17 protein-coding genes and 1 pseudogene are annotated in these 17,252 nt (G+C 56.4%); 9 read left to right on the top strand and 9 right to left on the bottom strand.

Going from position 1 to position 17,252, the window contains the following annotated elements; translation table 11 throughout:
* Window positions 1–192: 192 nt before the first annotated feature.
* A complete protein-coding gene (locus A7K61_RS12960) occupies window positions 193–810 on the bottom strand; it encodes a TetR/AcrR family transcriptional regulator (RefSeq protein WP_069557708.1) in 618 nt (205 codons plus the stop codon).
* Window positions 811–944: 134 nt separating this feature from the next.
* On the opposite strand from A7K61_RS12960, the gene A7K61_RS12965 reads away from it, so the two are divergent.
* On the top strand, window positions 945–1,385 hold the full coding sequence (locus A7K61_RS12965) for a hotdog fold domain-containing protein (protein WP_069557709.1): 441 nt from the start codon (window positions 945–947) through the stop codon (window positions 1,383–1,385).
* Window positions 1,386–1,408: 23 nt separating this feature from the next.
* On the opposite strand, the gene A7K61_RS31330 is transcribed toward A7K61_RS12965, so the two are convergent.
* On the bottom strand, window positions 1,409–1,630 hold the full coding sequence (locus tag A7K61_RS31330; RefSeq protein WP_256557820.1) for a hypothetical protein: 222 nt from the start codon (window positions 1,628–1,630) through the stop codon (window positions 1,409–1,411).
* A gap of 267 nt (window positions 1,631–1,897) precedes the next feature.
* Between A7K61_RS31330 and A7K61_RS12970 the strand changes: the two genes are divergently transcribed.
* Window positions 1,898–3,760, top strand: a complete 1,863-nt coding sequence (locus A7K61_RS12970) for a DUF3857 and transglutaminase domain-containing protein (RefSeq protein ID WP_069557710.1) — start codon at window positions 1,898–1,900, stop codon at window positions 3,758–3,760.
* Between the two features lie 126 nt (window positions 3,761–3,886).
* Here A7K61_RS12970 and A7K61_RS12975 read toward each other — a convergent pair whose 3' ends face one another.
* Complete coding sequence (locus A7K61_RS12975) at window positions 3,887–5,197, bottom strand: HAMP domain-containing sensor histidine kinase (RefSeq protein WP_069557711.1); 1,311 nt, start codon at window positions 5,195–5,197, stop codon at window positions 3,887–3,889.
* Window positions 5,190–5,864, bottom strand: a complete 675-nt coding sequence (locus A7K61_RS12980) for a response regulator transcription factor (protein ID WP_047711450.1) — start codon at window positions 5,862–5,864, stop codon at window positions 5,190–5,192. Before A7K61_RS12980 ends, A7K61_RS12975 begins: the two co-directional genes overlap by 8 nt.
* A 137-nt stretch (window positions 5,865–6,001) precedes the next feature.
* On the opposite strand from A7K61_RS12980, the gene A7K61_RS33150 reads away from it, so the two are divergent.
* The 4 genes from A7K61_RS33150 (at window position 6,002) to A7K61_RS12990 (ending at window position 7,387) form a co-directional block, all read left to right on the top strand.
* Window positions 6,002–6,175: a hypothetical protein gene (locus tag A7K61_RS33150; protein ID WP_014719228.1), complete on the top strand. Its 174-nt coding sequence runs from the start codon at window positions 6,002–6,004 to the stop codon at window positions 6,173–6,175.
* Complete coding sequence (locus A7K61_RS12985) at window positions 6,156–6,503, top strand: hypothetical protein (protein WP_069557712.1); 348 nt, start codon at window positions 6,156–6,158, stop codon at window positions 6,501–6,503. Before A7K61_RS33150 ends, A7K61_RS12985 begins: the two co-directional genes overlap by 20 nt.
* Complete coding sequence (locus A7K61_RS33155; RefSeq protein ID WP_170949793.1) at window positions 6,504–6,662, top strand: hypothetical protein; 159 nt, start codon at window positions 6,504–6,506, stop codon at window positions 6,660–6,662.
* A 155-nt stretch (window positions 6,663–6,817) separates the two neighbouring features.
* Window positions 6,818–7,387, top strand: coding sequence for a type 1 glutamine amidotransferase family protein (locus tag A7K61_RS12990; protein WP_069557713.1), 570 nt, complete (start codon window positions 6,818–6,820; stop codon window positions 7,385–7,387).
* Between the two features lie 295 nt (window positions 7,388–7,682).
* Here the strand turns inward: A7K61_RS12990 and A7K61_RS12995 are convergent, their stop codons facing one another.
* Genes A7K61_RS12995 through A7K61_RS13005 form a run of 3 tightly spaced genes read right to left on the bottom strand, consistent with a single transcriptional unit; the run spans window position 7,683 to window position 12,783 of the window.
* On the bottom strand, window positions 7,683–8,777 hold the full coding sequence (locus A7K61_RS12995; protein ID WP_069557714.1) for an HlyD family secretion protein: 1,095 nt from the start codon (window positions 8,775–8,777) through the stop codon (window positions 7,683–7,685).
* Window positions 8,770–10,407, bottom strand: a complete 1,638-nt coding sequence (locus A7K61_RS13000) for an MFS transporter (RefSeq protein WP_069557715.1) — start codon at window positions 10,405–10,407, stop codon at window positions 8,770–8,772. Before A7K61_RS13000 ends, A7K61_RS12995 begins: the two co-directional genes overlap by 8 nt.
* A gap of 39 nt (window positions 10,408–10,446) precedes the next feature.
* On the bottom strand, window positions 10,447–12,783 hold the full coding sequence (locus tag A7K61_RS13005; RefSeq protein WP_034136059.1) for a membrane-bound PQQ-dependent dehydrogenase, glucose/quinate/shikimate family: 2,337 nt from the start codon (window positions 12,781–12,783) through the stop codon (window positions 10,447–10,449).
* A gap of 92 nt (window positions 12,784–12,875) precedes the next feature.
* On the opposite strand from A7K61_RS13005, the gene A7K61_RS13010 reads away from it, so the two are divergent.
* Together A7K61_RS13010 and A7K61_RS13015 are read left to right on the top strand one after the other, a co-directional pair.
* On the top strand, window positions 12,876–13,781 hold the full coding sequence (locus A7K61_RS13010; protein ID WP_014719245.1) for a LysR family transcriptional regulator: 906 nt from the start codon (window positions 12,876–12,878) through the stop codon (window positions 13,779–13,781).
* 93 nt (window positions 13,782–13,874) lie between these two features.
* Window positions 13,875–14,549, top strand: a complete 675-nt coding sequence (locus A7K61_RS13015) for a MarC family NAAT transporter (RefSeq protein ID WP_014719246.1) — start codon at window positions 13,875–13,877, stop codon at window positions 14,547–14,549.
* Window positions 14,550–14,740: 191 nt separating this feature from the next.
* On the opposite strand, the gene A7K61_RS13020 is transcribed toward A7K61_RS13015, so the two are convergent.
* A complete protein-coding gene (locus A7K61_RS13020) occupies window positions 14,741–15,640 on the bottom strand; it encodes a LysR family transcriptional regulator (RefSeq protein ID WP_069557730.1) in 900 nt (299 codons plus the stop codon).
* A gap of 183 nt (window positions 15,641–15,823) precedes the next feature.
* Here A7K61_RS13020 and A7K61_RS13025 point away from each other — a divergent pair, with 183 nt between their 5' ends.
* Entirely contained in the window at window positions 15,824–16,834 is a 1,011-nt protein-coding gene (locus A7K61_RS13025) for an NAD(P)-dependent alcohol dehydrogenase (protein ID WP_069557716.1), read from the top strand.
* Here the strand turns inward: A7K61_RS13025 and A7K61_RS33720 are convergent.
* Window positions 16,765–16,923: pseudogene (locus A7K61_RS33720) on the bottom strand (transposase domain-containing protein); the annotation flags it as partial. The gene A7K61_RS13025 and the pseudogene A7K61_RS33720 sit on opposite strands and share 70 nt — an antisense overlap.
* Window positions 16,924–17,252: the final 329 nt, after the last annotated feature.

Below are 17,252 nucleotides of genomic sequence, written 5' to 3' on the forward strand. Positions count from 1 at the left end.
ATGGAATATCGCTTTGCAGCGCCACCGCGCCCAACACAGCACCCGACAACAACACCGCTCAAAATGTGGGAGCTGTCGAGCCCCAGCGAGGCTGCGAAGGCGGCGGCATAATCAACCTCTTCAGCGCCTGAACCACCGCTTTCGCAGCCTCGCTAAAGCTCGACAGCTCCCACAGGAGGTGAGCAGGCCTGACTAACCCAGGCTGATCGACTTCCACGCCGCTTCAGCCAGCAATTCGCGGTATTCAAATGGACTCTTTTTGACCTTCGCCGACAACCACGCACGCGAGTAACTTTCCGCAGCGCCGATAATCAACGAGGGAATCAGTTCTGCCGGCAAGTGGCTGAAATGCTCCTTGCGCCCTTCCCCGCTCATCCACTCCTTCAGCTGCTGGTTGCGCTGTTTATTGCGTGCAAGCAGCTCTTCCTTGAACGGGCCGCTGGAGACGGCAAAGCGGCTTTGAAACACGAACCGCGCCCAGTCCGGCTGTGCGGTCACCCATTCAACGTAGCTGTACACCAGCCCGACGACGCCTGCGTGGGCCGTATCCGCCGCTTGCAGATAGCGGTCACGCAGGCTGGCCTGGTCCTCCAGCGCAGCAAAGAACAGCGCAGCGACCAACCCCTCTTTATTGCCGAAGTGGTGATAGATAGCGCCCACGCTGGTATCGCAACGCGCGCGAATAGTTTCGATAGAGGTCGCCTCAATGCCCACCTCGTTAAAACACGCCAGTGCTTCGCGCAGGATGATGCGCTTGAGGTCGCTGCGCCTGCCGGGGAAGGTGCGCTCGATGAGATCGATGGAGTGCATGGAGGAACGCCAAATCAAAACAGTTTATAGGCTGAACGACCGGCAGAGAAAGCTCAGGTTGACAGCCGTGGAATCAACAGAATATTGTTCCGTCACAGAATATTATTCTGCAAATGACCCTTGAGGATATTCCGATGAGCCAAGCCCTGAGCATGTTCAATAGCGTAGGCCCCACTGCATTCAGCAACCTGGCCTGCCAGATGGCCCCCTACTTCAGCACCATCACGCCCGAGATCGCGGAGCTCAAACCCAACCATGCGGTGGTCACCGTGCCGTTTCGCAAGGAAATCACCAATCACCTCGCCTCGGTGCATGCCATCGCACTGTGCAACGCTGCCGAACTTGCAGGCGGCATGATGACCGACGCGTCGATCCCCGCAGGCGCACGCTGGATTCCCAAAGGCATGACTGTGGAATACCTGGCCAAGGCGAAAACCGATATCCGCGCTGTTGCCGATGGCAGCGCTATCGATTGGCAAACCGCCGGAGACAAGATCGTGCCGGTGGAGATCTTTGATGCGGGTGGCGTCAAGGTCTTCACCGCCCACATCACCATGAATGTGAAACTCGCTTAGGCATTCGGCCGGCCCAGGCAGTATCAGCTACGCGGCATCTGCAATGCGTGACTGGACGCATGGATGCGGTCGACGCTGCACTGCGAAGCGGTGCGGATTGCCGTGGTGGTATCGCCGGCGATATGCGGCATCAATTGCGCATCGGCAATACCGCCAACGGCGAGCTGAACCGGTCTTTTCCAGGGCGAAGGTATCAATGGCGAACGCCTTATCGGCATATCAAATAAGAGGACGGGAAAGATCATCGGCCGTCAAAAAAATACCTCTTCTCCCAAGAGACACGGATCAAAGCTTTTAACTTTCTGATTAACCAGCGCTAAATAAAATCCTTCGAAAACGTCTTACTCAATGGGAAGTCTCGGCACACATAGCGTGCGAGAGAAACCTAAAAATCTTCATAACCCCTGAACGTCAGCCAATTGAGTAGGCGAAGCACTTGCGAGTCCTATCCATCGGCTTATTCAGGAACACACGGCCGGTGAAATGGCGCCCCCTAGCTCAGAAGGATCTCTATGCAAAGCCTCCCGCTCTCTTCGTTACGCCTGTTCGGTGTGCTGGCAGTCACGGTCTGCGCGCTGTTGACGACGCCAGCCCGTGCCGATTACACCGACCTTTCCCTGACCCACGAAAAAAACATCCAGTCCTACGTCGTGAACCCCGACGGTAGCTTTGTGCTGGATGTCGAACGGGTTATGCGGATCAATGAAGAGCGCGCGATCACCTCCAACGCCCAGCGCTCTGTGACCTACAATCGCACCCTGGAAACTCTGGATATTGTCGAGGCCTACACGCTCAAATCCGATGGCCGCAAAGTCGTGGTAACACCAGACCGGATCAAGGAGCAGCAGGAACTGGAGTCTGCCCAGGCGCCGATGTTTCAGGACTCGCGGGTCAAAGTGGTGATCTTCCCGGAGCTGCAAGTGGGTGATCGCATGGTTCTGCGGTACCAGCGCCATCGCAATACACCGTTGTTTGCGGGGCAGTTCGAAGACCTTTTCTCGCCGGACTTTTACCAGAATGAGCAGGTGCGCCTGAGCTACGACATGCCCGCCGAAATGAAGCTGTACGCCGACTCACGGGGTTTCAAAGCGTCCGCGCCAGCCAACGCCAACGGGCGAACGGTGTACCGCTGGGACTTGGAGCAAACCAAGAAAAATCGCGTGGAAGATGGCTCCGTTGCCTACACCGACTACGGGCAACTGCTGGCCGTATCGACGTTCACCGACTACAAACAGTTTGCCCGGGCCTACGCCGCACGCGCACAGGTAGAAGTGACCCCGGCCATGACCCAACTGGCCAAGGAACTCACCACCAACCTCGACAACCCACGCAGCAAGGCCCTGGTGCTGAGTGACTGGGTACGCAAGAACATCCGCTATGTGGCCGTGTACGTCGGCGCCGGCGGCGTAGTACCGCACTCAGCGCAAGCGGTGCTGGATAACCGCTACGGCGACTGCAAGGACCATGTGGCCCTGCTTGAAGCACTGCTCAAAGCCGTCGCCATTGAAAGCTCTCCCGCCCTGATCAACGCCGACAACGCCTACGTACTGCCCAAGGTGCCAACCCTGGGCGTGCTCAATCATGTGATCACTTATGTACCCAGCCTCGATCTGTACCTGGACTCCACCGCGACGCCCATCGCCGCTGGCTACCTGCCTCTGCCCGAACTCGGCAAACCGGTATTGCTGACACAGACCGGTGAACGTAAGCAGACACCGTCCCGCCAGCCTGGCAAAGTGGACACAACCATGGTGTTCAAGGTCAACACCAAAGGCGCTGCAGACTTTACCAACGACTCCACCATCGACGGTTGGGGCGCGGAGCTTAACCGCTTCATGCTTAAGGCCATGCAGCCAGCCGACCGTAATCAGTTGGTGCAACAGGTCCTGAGCATGTTTGGGCAATCCGGTAGCGGAGTGATCGAAACTGACGCTTTGGACAGTACTGCCAATACCTTCAAGTTCACCCTCAAAGGCCACACCAGCAATCTGGTCAACCTGCCTGGCCCGACCGGGGTGCCTACCCTCTCCAGCCTGGCCGGCGGTATTGGCCAGAGCGTGTTTTCCTTGATGGCCGAAAAGGAACGTACTCAGAACTTCTCCTGCCTTTCGAGTGAAATCTCAGAAGTTGCGCGCCTGGAGTTCCCCGCCAAGGTGAAGATCCTCGCGGTGCCCAAGGCAGTGTCGGTGAAACAGGCGGGCTTCGACTATCGCTCGACCTATGTGAAGAAGGCCAATACGGTGCTGATCACGCGTCAGTATGTGTTTAGCAAGCCAGAGATTCTCTGCACCCCGGAAGATTTTGCGGCCATGCAACCGGCCATTGAAGGCATGGTCAACGATTTGAAAAGCCAGGTCATTGTGCAGACGTTGTAACGCCCTGGCCCTTCTTGCGTGTCAGTGGTTATGCACTGGCGCGCGGGAAGCGGGGACTGCATGCTGAGGCGCAGCTATAAAACCGTTCCTAACCCGGTTGGCGCTTCTGTGAGGCGCTATCAGCCTTTAACGTTCTGACTCGACAGCCCGCACGCTCGTAAAATCAAGAATGACCGTAAACCTCTGTTGCTCACGGATCACCTCAATCTGCCAGCCCAGCTTTGCGCATAACTGCCGCATCAACTGCAACCCTAGACCATATCCATAGTCGTCGGATTCCTGCCGCGGCCTGGCCTCGTTGATGTAATTGGCAATCACCAGCCTGGGGTATTTGAAACTGATGTCCACCGTGCCCTCTTCCGCGTATTGCAGCGCATTGCGCAGGAAGTTGCCGATCACGATACGGCACGCTGTAGGGGGCAGTCGGCAAGGTTCGTTGTGGATGTCGATGCTCAGCTCAATATCCCGGTGACCGATCAGGTAGCGGTGTTTTTCAATCAGGTCGCCCACCAGCTCGCTCAGGTCAACGTCTTCTTCCGGCAGCGGCTCGGGACGCTCGCGGCTCATCCACAGCAATGTTTCGGCGATCAGTTGCATGTTCATCACCGAACGTTCTATGCGCTGCAATGAGGGTGGCAGCGCACCGCCCGATTGCAGGGCCAACAATTCGATTGTGGCCTTGAGCACCGCCAGGGGCGTGCGCAGTTCATGGCTGGTGTAACGCAACAAGCGGCCTTCTCGTTCGCTGGCGGCCTGCACCTGCTCAACACTTTTGGCCAGGGCATCGGCCAGCATGTTGAACTCCTTGAAACTGAAACCCGGTCGAGCGCCGGTCAGTGCCTCAGGGTCTTTGAGTGTGCCGGACCATTGCACCAGGCGCCCCAGCGGCCGAACCAGCCACCAAACCAGCAAGGCGATGATAATCAGCGCCGGCACGAATACCGCCAGGCTGATGAACTTGACACTCTCTATGACCTGATCGAAATAGGCATCAGACAACGGCGTCTCCACCTCTCCACCTGCTTCCTTATCGTGGTCGATGTCGTACATGTAGAGGGTTTTGCCGTCACCCAGGGGCTGTTCGAGGATGATCTGGAACGGCTCATCGTCGTCATCGGAATAGAGATCGCCGAAGATATTCACCGCGCCAAAGGACAGGCTCGGCGATGTAGTGAGCAACTCGCGCACGTCCTGCGGCAACGCCTCCTTGCCGATGACGCTGGTATAGAAGTAATTGTGCGGCGTCGGCGTGGTCGGGTCCTGTTTGTAGTGCCGGAGAAAATACTGAGCCTCCTCCTCCATCATCGCGCTGGCGGTGTAGAACAGGCCCCGCACGGTGAATTCAGGCAGCAGCTTGCTGTAGATCACCAGCACCACCGCAATCAGGCACAGGAAGCTGCCGCTGATTACCCACTTCAGGCTCAGTCCGTTACGCATGGGGTTTTACCTGAATGCCGACACCCGCCAGGGTATGGATCAATGGCCGGCCAAACGGTTTGTCTACCGCCTTGCGCAGCCGGTGCATATGCACTTTGAGGGTATTGCTGTCGGGTGGCTCATCGCCCCAGATTTTGCTTTCCAACCGCTCTCTGGGAACAGGCTCGGGACTGGCGCGCATCAAGTGCTCCAGCAAGGCCCAGCAGATAGGTGACAGATGCAGCTCCTGCCCTGCCCGGCTGACTTTGCGGGTGGTCAGCTCCATGACAAGGTCGTCCACTTGCAGGCGGCTGGTCTGGCCGCTGCGCCGCAGGCTCAAGGCGCGAATCCGCGCCACCAACTCGGCAAGCTCGAACGGCTTGACCAGATAGTCGTCGGCGCCCGCGGCAAAACTGGCGAGCTTGTCCGGCAACGCATCCAGCGAGGTCAGCATCAGGATGGGGGTCTGGACGCCTTGCTGGCGCAACCCTGCGCACACCTGCTGGCCGTCCAGTCGCGGCAGCATGATGTCCAGCACAATGACGTCGTAATGCTGGTTGAGCGCCAGGTTGAGCCCGGCCTGGCCATGGCTGGCGTGATCGCAGACGATGCCGCTGATCTCCAGGTACTCGATGACGGTGGTGGCCAGGTCCAGGTTGTCCTCGACCAGCAGCAGATGAATATGCACGGAAAAAACCCCTCGGGCAGGCAGTGCGCAGCGGTGTGAAGGATAGCGGAAGTCGGGCGGTTTCCCGTGATGTTTACCTGACGTTAACCCCGTGCTGCTTAGGCTAAGGCTCTTCTTATCCAGAGCTCGTCACCGTCATGAACCTGTATTCGATGATCAAAGGGGTGCTGTTAGCCGTGATTTTCCTCGCGCTGATGGTGGGCATCCTTCCACAGCAAACGCAGTTGGTACGCATGGGAGGCAGTGGCTGGTTTCTGATTGGCCAGAATGTTGAGCAGACAGGGTCGTGTCATGTCGCCCGTGCGTCGTGATGAGCTGGGCGCCGGCTATGCCAGCCAGTTGGTCGCCTGCGTGGTGCTGGTTATTGGTGTGGCGGTTTCGATGGGCATCTATATCGCGCGCTTGAATGCGCACCTCGATGAGCAACGCAACCTGACCTCGGTGTATCTGCCCGACTGCCCTGACGGCCGTGGTGGTTTTATGGTCTATCCCGATGACAGGCGCAGTGGTGACGAGTGCTACACCGCGCAGGAAGATGAGTCGATCGATGTCGATGAGCTGCAGCGGCTATCAGGCTGGAGCCTTGCGCAACGGTTCGACTCCATCTTGCCTGCGGCTCAATCACCGCGCACGTTTTAGATGCACAGCCTTTATGCTTACCCAGTGCAGGCGCCGGGCCGCTCTAAAGCCGCTGCGCTGGAGGCAGACTTGCTGCCAGGCCAGGTCGCCAACGGCGAGCTGCGCAGCGCACCAGAACACCCTCTCAACGCTTCACGCCTGAACATGCCGCCGCGTTGATCACTGTCATTGCCAGTTGAAACACATACTGCCGATACTCCACCACACCATTCATCAGCCCCGCTGGCGAGTACACTCGACGGCAATGCCCAGCAGGACAACCCTGCTGGGCAGGTTGCTGCTGATTATCATGGAAAGTTGAGAAGGACACTCAAATGGTACGTGCCGTTACTATCCTCACCGAGAATTTTTCTGACTGGGAGCCCGCGCTGATCAATTCCACGGGCCGTGCCTACTATGGCTTCGAGACTTATTTTGCCGCTCCCGGTGGCAAGCAAGTGACATCATCCGGTGGCATGACCATCATTCCCGACCTGGCCATCGAGGCCATTCGGCTGGACGATGTCGACTTGCTGATTGTGCCGGGAGGCCCGATCTGGAAAACAGACAAGGCACCCGCCATTGAGGCGCTGGTCCGTGAGGCTCACGCCAGGAACATCGTCGTGGCGGGGATCTGTGACGGTACCCGCGTACTGGCCAAGGCTGGAGTGCTGGATCACTTGCAGCACACCTCCAATTCCGCTGACAACCTCAAGCAGGTGCATTATCGCGGAGCAGATTATTACCAGGACGTACCGTACGCCGTTGCCGACCAGGGTGTGGTCACGGCTCCTGGCAGCGCGCCGGTCAGTTTCATGGCGCAAATTCTCGACACCTTGGGTTTGAAAGACAAGAAGCTGGATGCCTACCTGGCCATGCATGCGGCTGAACATATTCACGGCTGAACCCCTTCCCTCTATCTCTCCCCCTCACCTCGGCGCTGCGGCCTGTTACCGGGCCGTAGCGCGCTTCACCGTTGAACCGCTCCTCCAATACCCAAAGCGGCAGAACCGATGCTGAACCTGATTGAGTGGTGGATATGTCTGAACATGCCGCCTGACGAGGTCAACAAAATCGCCCGGTTCCGCGAACTCAATGATGCTCAAAAAGCGCTGATGCTTTCAGCTCGTAAGAAGTCAGGGAAATTCACGGAGGGGTCCTGGGACTCTCAACAGCAACTGAATGCTGATAGCCGCCTCCTCACCGATGACGCGTATCGACATCGACCTCAACCGACATGCCCGGGCGCAGCGAAGACTCGAAAGGCTGGTCCGGATCAACAGATATGCGCACCCCGATACGCTGCGGTACCTTGACGAAATTGCCCGTTGCATTGTCCGGCTTGAGCACCGCGAATTCCGAGCCCGTCGCTGGTGAGAGCCGCTCGACATGCCCCTTTAGCGTCGCCCCTCCTAACGCATCAATCCTGAGCGTCGCGATCTGCCCGGGCGCAATAGCCTTAGTCTGCGCCTCCTTGTAGTTCGCGACTATCCAGTGATCAGCGGGCACTACCGACATCAATTGTGTGCCGTGGGTCACGAATTGGCCCAACCGCACGCCCACTTCTCCGAGCACGCCATCCTCCGGCGCCTGGATGACCGTGTGATTAAGATCAATCTGAGCCGCACGCAGTTTTGCCTGTGCCACCCGCACCTGGGCTTCCAGACCTTCACGGCCGACATCCACGGTACGCAACTCCTCCCGAGCAATCGACTCTTGCGCACCCGCCTGCTGTACCTCGGCCTGGGCTTGACTGAAATCGGCTCGTGACTGGTCGCGCTCGCGCGTAGAAATGGCGCCATCCATGACCAACGCGTTTGCGCGCTGCATGTCAGCGCGGGCACGCAATAAGCGCGCCTGCGCACCGGCCATAGCTGCAACATGACTCTCGATGCCCGCCATGCGAGCAGCGTGCGCCTGCTGGTTGTTGGAGAGGTCGGCATTGGCGACGCCAAGATTGGCCGTCGCCTCATCTACCTGCGCCTGATAGACCTCATCGTCAATACGCACAAGGACCTCGCCTCGCTTGACCTGCGCGAAATCTTGCCCGGCCACCTGGACGATATAGCCGCTGACCTGAGGGGCAATCACCGTGGTTCGCCCCCTCACATAGGCGTTATCTGTCTGTTGCAGACCTGCGTCAAAAGGCGGCAACTTCCAGATGTACAGGACGATCGTAATAACGCCAATCGCAGCCAGCACCATGATGATGCCTTGCAAATGGCCCCGGGGCGGGGGCGACCAATGAAAAGCAGTGTGTTCAACATCCGATGGAACAGTCATGGAATCAGTCATTTACGTTCTCAGGCTCGCGACGGATGCGCGAGAGGAAAAAAGCCGACATCTGCAGATAAAACACATACATCGCGGTGCCAAAAGCCAGCACTGACACGATGCGAAAGACGTCATTGAATGCCAGTACGCTAGCCTGTTGCTGCAACGCTTGTCCTAGCAGCTTGCTGCTCTGTTTCTGGCGCTGTTCCGGGTCGGCTATATGACTCGAAAGCAACGCCTCGCCAATGCCGAGGCGCGCTACGACAAGGGGATTGGTGATCGGCGCACTGTCCGCCAGGCTAGCGATATGGGACTGGGTTCTGATGAACTCGTAGCTGCCCATTACAGCCGACCCTGCCAGGCTGCCGATACTCTGGCTCGCCCCGTACAGGACCACGAGCGTGATCATGTACTGAGGTCCCTTCGCGAACAGTTTGAGAAAGCCAAAGATCAAGGCAGGCCCGATGAACAGCGTCGCACCGAACCCAATCAAACACTGGCTCAGGTACAGTTGCGGCGCACGCGTGAGGCTGGTGGATTGCGAGTCCAGATACGCTCCCGTTGCGATAAACAACGCCGCGACCATGACCTGCCAGGGGATACGTTTGGGCGACAACGTCAGGCAAGCGACGACGATCCCCATCAGCATCGACACCAGTACGCACGCAAACAGGACACGCAACTGATCGTTATTAAGCCCGCCCATTGATAGCAAACCTACCGAGCCGAAAGTCTGCTCGGCCAGCGATAGCCGAACCAGCAGCGCAATCGCAACAAAACGCATCAAGTCGAAACTGCCCAGCCATTCCAATTGCAACAGCGGCTGACGCCGACGTCGTTCAATGAACACCACCGTCACCAGCAACGAGATAGCCGCCACCAGCATCCAGCCGAGAAAGGGCGCGTCGGTCCACCAATAGCTCCGGCCGAGGCCAAGCACACCGGCAAACAGCATGAAGGATGAAACCAGCAATACAATCACCACTGCGTCCGAGGCAGCAAACACGCTGGCCCTATCACTGCGTGGCAAAGGCACCGCCAACGTCACACCCAACACCGCCATACCAATGCCTAGATTCAACAAGTGCAGCCCAAGCCAATGTTCCGAGGCGAGAAATTCCACGGGAATCATGCGCGCCACCGGCGATCCTATCTGGGTAAGCCCTACGCTGATAATCAGGGCCATCGGCTGGGCCGATGGGGCTATGGCCTGCATCAGATAATAGGTACTCAAGGCGATCAACGTCGCGCACATCAAGCCGTTGATCGCCGTGGCAATGACCGCAGTTGTCAAAGTGGGCCACAGTAACTGCAGCACACAGGCAGCGATGTAGGTACCGACAATGCTTGCCGTGATCAAAGGGATTCCGAACTGCATCCGGGCCTTGACCAAGGTCAGGTTGGCGCTGGCATTGATCGCCAAAAAAACTGCCACCAACCACGAGACCTGAGCCGTGTACTCGCCAATAGAGCCAGAGATTTCGCCTAGATTGCTCGCCACCAGGCCGTTGCACAGCGTCGTGCAGGTCCCGAGGAATAAGCCTACGACAAAATATATGCCACGCCTGGCCGGCGACAGCCTGGGCTTATAAGGACTGCCCGCCATCGCCGGTTTCTCGTCAGCTTTGAACACGTATTCAGCGCTGGCCATGTACAGGTAACGCCTTCTTTTGCTGTCGCTGCAGACGCTTCACGGTTGGGATGTCGGAAGGCTGAAGGCCATTACATAGTCACCGGTGTCGGGAGAATGCGCTGCCCCGCCTACGGAAATGACAACGTACTGTTTGCCCGTCGTCGGCGAGACGTAGGAGATCGGCGTGGCGCTGGCGCCGACCGGTAATTCATGTTCCCAGACGAGTTTGCCACTTTGCCCGTCGTATGCCCGGATGTAGTAGTCCTGATAACCGGCAAAGAATACGAGGCCGCCTGCCGTGGTCATCGTTCCTGCATAAGTTGGCATGCCCATGGGCATGGGCAGGTGTGATGCGATACCCAGTGGCCCCAATTGCTCTGTGGTGCCAGCCGGCACTTGCCAGGCCACCTTGTGCGTATTCAGATCGACCGCCGTGACGGTCCCATAGGGTGGCTGGTTGCACGGAACCCCTAGGGATGACATCCAGATATAAATGGCTTGACCGTAAGGTGTTTTCAACTGCGGTGACGGCCCATGTCCGCTCACCTCGATCTGGTGGGTTTTTGTCCAAGTATTGAATTCATCACGAGGCATCAGCCAAAAGATGTTCGGCACCCGGATATCGTTCATATAAGCCAGATGATTAACGGGGTCGTAGGAGACGCTACCCCAGTTGAATCCTCCGATATTGCCGGGCTGATCCAGCGCCTTGGTCAGACCGATCGGCGTGAAGTCGCCCTCGTAGCGCAGTTGCTTGAACATGATGCGGCACATGAGTTGGTCGAACATGGTTGCCCCCCACATCTTCTTCTCGGTGAGGTGTTCGGCACCGATAGTCGGCATCCCTACCGAATAAGGCTGTGTAGGCGAAAGCTTTTCTTCAGGTACCGCACCGGCCGTAGGCACGGGCTTTTCGACGACGTCCGCAATCGGCTCTCCGGTGGCGCGATTTAACAGGAAAAGCTGGCCACGCTTGGTGGTTTGCAATACCCCGGGGATGGTTCCGCCTTGGCCGTCAGGCAAATCGACCAGCGCGGGTTGAGAAGGCAAGTCGTAGTCCCAGATGTCGTGATGGACGGTCTGGAATTTCCATTTCGGGCGGCCCGTCATGATATCGAGGGCGACAAGGGAAGAGTTGTATTCATCCGAGTGCGGTGGTCGCTCCATGCCGAAAAAGTCCGGCGTGGCATTTCCCAGCGGCGCATAGATAAGACCCAACTGGTCGTCATAGGCAGCGGCGGTCCACATATTGGGCGTGCCGGGCGTGTAGGTCTGCCCCGCCGGTGGCAAGCCGGTTATGTCCGGGTTGCCCAGGTCCCACGCCCATGCCAGTGCGCCGGTGCGGGCATCAAAGGCGCGGATCACGCCTGACGGCTCACCGCGACTGTAGTTATCAACTACCCAGCCACTGATAATAATGTAGTCGCGCGCCACCAGCGGCGCGGAAGTCTGAAAGTAGAACCCAGGCTTAACGTCGCCCATGCCCTGCTTCAGGTCGACGACGCCGTCGCTGCCAAAACCTGGGCACTGCTTGCCGGTCTTGGCATCTAGTTCGATCAGGCGCGCATCGATGGTGGAATTGACGATTCGTTCCGCACAGACGCCATCAGCCGGCGCCTCCTTGAGCTTGTAGTAACCCAGGCCGCGGCAACGGTTCCAGATAGGAGATGCACTATGGGTATCGAATTTCCAACGTTCTACCCCCGTATCTGCATCGATGGCAGCAATGCGATCATCGGGTGTGCAAGTGAACAACGTATCTTCAATTTGCAATGGGGTGTTCGAATCCACGGCGCCCTTGTCCAACTGGATCTTCGCGCCGGTACGATAGGTCCAGGCCACTTTCAGGTCCTGAACGTTGTCACGGTTGATCTGCGTAAAGGGCGCGTAGCGCGTACCCGCAGTGGTTCGGCCATATGCGGACCAATTTGAAGGCGTGGTGTTTGTGGCTGCTGCAGTAAAAGGTGTGCCCGAGACAGGCGAGACGACACCATGTGGAGTAAAGGCAAACCCAAAGAACACAGCCGTCCCTAATAGCGCTAGTACACCCAGGCCGCGTATCCGACGCCGGGAGTCCGCAGGCGACCAAGTGGATAACAGGAGCAAGCCGATGCTCGCCAACGCTGCCGGTACGAGCAGGCGTGGAAACAGCGCCCAATAGAACGTGCCTGACTCCCAGAGCGCCCATGGAACACTCAGCACGGCAACCGCTACCAGCAGCCATACTCCACAAACTTGCCTACGCCAAAGCATGACGCCAGCGCTCAGATAGGCCCATCCGGCCAGCACGTAATAAAACGATCCGCCAAGGGTTAAGAGGTAAGCTCCACCTAACAATAGCCCCAGCCCCATCAAGGCAACTAGGCTGGCAAAAATACGATTTATCGAGGTCACAGTTGAACTCCTATACGCTAAATGGCTCTCAGACTTGGTGATGATAGTGTTAGTCTATTAATTTTAGCCATGCCATATGGAGCAACTATACATTGCATAAAAGCAACGCCATGTGGAGCGAATACCACACCTTCCTCGTTGCCGCGCAAACATTGAACTTCAGCCGTGCGGCTGAACGGCTTGGGCAGAACACTTCAAGCATCAGTCGCGCCGTGACCCGGCTGGAGGAGCACCTGGGTCTGCGCTTGTTCAATCGGATGCCCTCTATGCGATTGACGGACCCGGGCGAGCGGCTCTATAGCGAAATCGCGCCCTTGTTCGAAGGCCTTCAGGAGGTTGAAAGCGCGATCAAGTCGGATGATGGAAAAATTAGAGGACGTATCCGGGTCGTCGGATCGCCCGAGGTTGTGCACTGGTTTATCAACCCGGCTATCGCTCGAATGCTGGAAGAACAGCACGAAATTCATTTTGAAGTGGAGGCCAGCACACGCGTGCCAAACCCCATTGAAGAGCCAGTGGATGTCTACTTCAGTCATCGCCGCGCCGAAGTGATTAACAAGTCGCTGGTTGCTCGGCCAATCTGTTCAATGCCACAAGGGTTATTCGCTTCTCCCCTGTTACTGGCCGGCAGGAAACCTCCCCGTGTACCGGACGATCTCCTGCAATGGCCCTGCCTTGGGCGTCAGGGAGAACCCGAGTGGGAGCTCATCGACCCCCAAGGACATAAACACCTGATGCCGGTGCAAGCCATCCTGCTTGCCACACCGAACGATGCGCGCATGGATCTTACTCTGCGCGGACTTGGCATCGCGCAGTTCAATTTGCCCAGCGCCAATGAGGCCGTTGAGAGCGGAAAACTGGTACGTATTTTACCTGGCTATACCCTCCAGAACATGTCGCTGTATGCTTTTCTACTGTCACGACGCTTGATTCCGCAGGCGGTGCAGATCTTTCTGCGCTATACCACGGAAGAGGCAAAAAAATACTTTCCCGATTGAGTCCTGACTTGATATCGGTTCGTTAGGGCAGATGACGTACGACCTTAATAATCTTATAGCCTCCTATTCGTTGCATAACCGAGTAAAAACACTATGGGCAATTACTTTCATCATGTTCTTATTGGACTATTGGCCCTGCTTCCTATGGCCAATCCTCTAACTAGCATCTCCCTTTTACTAGGCCTTGGAGGAAAGCTGCCTACAGTAGAGCGTAACCGGCAAATCCTGAAGGCAAGCTTATATGTAGCTCTGATTATGTTTGTCAGCTTCTACGGAGGCAGCCTGGTAATGCAGGTATTCGGAATATCTGTCCCCGGCTTGAGAATAGCCGGAGGCCTGATCGTTACCTACATCGGTTTCGCCATGCTTTTTCCAGCAACGACACCTGACGAAACAGAGGTTCAGAAAGATTTCCTTTCAGAGAAAGAGAAATCAACCCCACATTTCCGCGATCTGTCATTTGTACCTTTAGCTCTTCCTGGTGCAGCAGGCCCCGGCACGATAGCGTTGCTTATCAGCTCCGCCTCTACCCTGCAGTCGACCTACCAGACCCTGCCACTCGTCATTCACCTTGCAGCCGCAACCGTATTCATCATTACTGCGCTTATTTTCTGGATAGCTTTACGATGTTCGGGGCGAATCATGAAAGTGCTTGGTGAGTCAGGAATCGATGCAATTTCCCGAGTCGTTGGTTTTCTACTGGTTTGTATGGGCGTTCAGTTCGTTATCAATGGTGGTTTTGAGTTAGCGTCTACACCTATGCACTGATCATAGTTCTCATAATAGTGAATTATTAAAGGCCGTTGATATTCCCGCGGCCACATTCGCTAGCACCAGGTGAATGGGTGTTCCTACGCCTATGGAGAACTGACGCCTTGCCGCCCTCAGGAAGCTAGGGGGCCAGACTCGGACAAAATCAACATTGGCCAGTTACGACTAGCCCCACTACAAAACAATGGTTAGTGCGCTGTGAACCAGTTAGGGTGTAGCACCGGAAAATGTTCCTTCAGCCAATCCACAAATGCCTCGACCTGAGGCGCAAGATGCGTTCTGCTTGGATAAAGCACGGAAACCAGGCGAGGCTTTGGACGAAATGCCTTGAGCACTTCGATCAGTTCTCCGCTTGCGAGGAATGTCTCAACGGCAATTCCAGGCGCTTGAACAATGCCGAAGCCTGCAACACCGCATTGAACGTAGGCATTCGACTCATTCACGGTGATTCCACCCCGAGGCGTATGTGGACGATCTTCGCCGTCTACCGAGAAGTGCCAAGGCAGCGGTCTGTTATTTTGACCGGAAAGGAAGCTGACACATTGGTGGTCTACTAGATCTTGTAGGGTTATGGGTGCACCGCAGGTTTGGAGATAACCTGCAGACGCACAGGTCACCATGGTGGCGGTGCCAATTTCTCTAGCCACCATGCTTGAATCCGGGAGGTCACCAATGCGCAATACACAGTCGATGCCCTCGGCTACGAGATCTACCGTACGGTCGGTCACGCCTAGCGCAAGCTCGATGTCGGGAAATGCCTCGGTAAATCTCCTGAGGCTTTCCATGAAACTGTGCTGGGAAAACGCAGTGGGGATGTCAATTCGAAGCCGCCCACGCAACGTCGACCCACTACGGTCGAACATGGAAGTGGTTTCTGCGATGGTTGCCAAAATCTCTTTGACGCGTTCGTAAAACCGCTCGCCCTCAGCAGTCAGTTTTACTTTACGCGTAGTGCGCTGGAACAGACGAACACCCAGCGAGGCTTCCAAATCCTGAATGGTGCGTGTGACGTGCGGGCGCCCGGCCTGCATTGCCTCAGCGACTTTGGTGAAGCTCCCCAACTCCGCTAGCTTGGCGAATACTTGCATCGACTGTAGAAGCTCCATAAGTCTCTTCTCGGGAAGCGTGTTAACGGGATGATTGTTGCTTATCAGGATAACAATCCTGTTGGTTTCTGCACATTTATCTAGAGCCGCGAAACCTCAACAATGTCCTCAGCGTAAAGGAGGAGCTTTGCTCCCCTGCACATTCAAAATTGTTGGAGACAGACAATGAAAGCGTGGCTTCTGAAAGATTTCGGCCTAAATAATCTCGTGCAGGGCGAAACGGAAACCCCCGTGCCCCAAGCGGGTGAGCTGCTGGTTAAAGTAGGCGCTGTATCACTCAACTTCCGGGACAAGGCCATCGTTGACGGCATCTATGAACCTCACATGGTGCCCAAGCCGCTGATCCCCGTCAGCGATGCGGCGGGGACTGTCGTGGCAGTGGGTGAAGGTGTCAACCGCTTTGCTATCGGAGATCGGGTCAACTCACACCTCTACTCACGTTGGTTGGACGGCATGCCTGGGCCAGATGAACCCAACTACTGCTTCGGCTCGCCATTGCCTGGTGGTCTGGCGCAATACATGATCATCCATGAAGACAGCGCAGTACGTGCCCCCGACAACATGTCAGATGAGGAAGCAGCGACCCTTCCCATTGCTGCTCTGACGGCGTGGTATGCGCTCGTCGACTATGGCCAGATCGAGGCCGGCCAAACCGTCTTGGTTCAGGGATCTGGAGGTGTTTCTGTTTTTGCAGCACAAATTGCTACGGCTTTGGGAGCCAAGGTTATCGTCACCTCCAGCCGTGATGAGAATCTGGAGGCTGTAAAAAAATTGGGCGCGGTTGCGGGTGTGAATTATCGCACTACCCCTGAGTGGGCAGAGGAAGTTCTGAAGCTCACTGACGGCAAGGGAGTGGATCTCCTGCTGGATGTGGCAGGCGGTGACGGCATCAATCAATCGATTGCTGCAACAAAGGCTGGTGGACGTATCGCACAGATCGGCTTTCTGACAGGCCAGACCTCTGCCTTGAACCTGATGCCTATGATTTTCCGGCAAACAACGATCCGCGGCATAGCCGTTGCTCCACGCTCGTCATTTGACCGAATGAACGAATTCTTGAACGAGCACAAGATTCGCCCGGTCATCGACCACGTGTATCCATTTGATCAAGCACGCGAAGCGTACGAACATTTGGCCAGAGGCGCCTTTGGTAAGGTAGTAATCAAAATCGCGTAAGACCAAGCCGCTTCAATCTCACTCGCCCACTGCGACGGCAGGCGCGTGAGCACGGCCTTCAAATAAGCATGCGGATCATGCCCGTTGATGGCGTCATGCTAAGCGTCTGAATTGCTGGGTCAAATCCCAAGCAAAAAAAGCCTGTATCTCTACAGGCTTTTCACTATCTGGCACGACTTGGACTCGAATAGAAAAACAAGCAAAAGTTTTACAAAGACATTCTACAAAATATATAAAATTACATCCCTAAGGCTATCCTAATTAATCCGATACTTCATGGAAACTCCTAGATCACCATGAACACCGCAGTTGCGTCCATCCCGCTTACCGATAATTGCATTAGTTTGACAGCTTTTATAATGTGACACGCGTTTATGTCTGTTTGGCCGCAACGGATATAAACGACTACGCGCAAACC

It is taken from the genome of Pseudomonas sp. AP42, assembly GCF_001728935.1.
In the GTDB taxonomy this organism is placed as follows: Bacteria; Pseudomonadota; Gammaproteobacteria; order Pseudomonadales; family Pseudomonadaceae; genus Aquipseudomonas; species Aquipseudomonas lactis.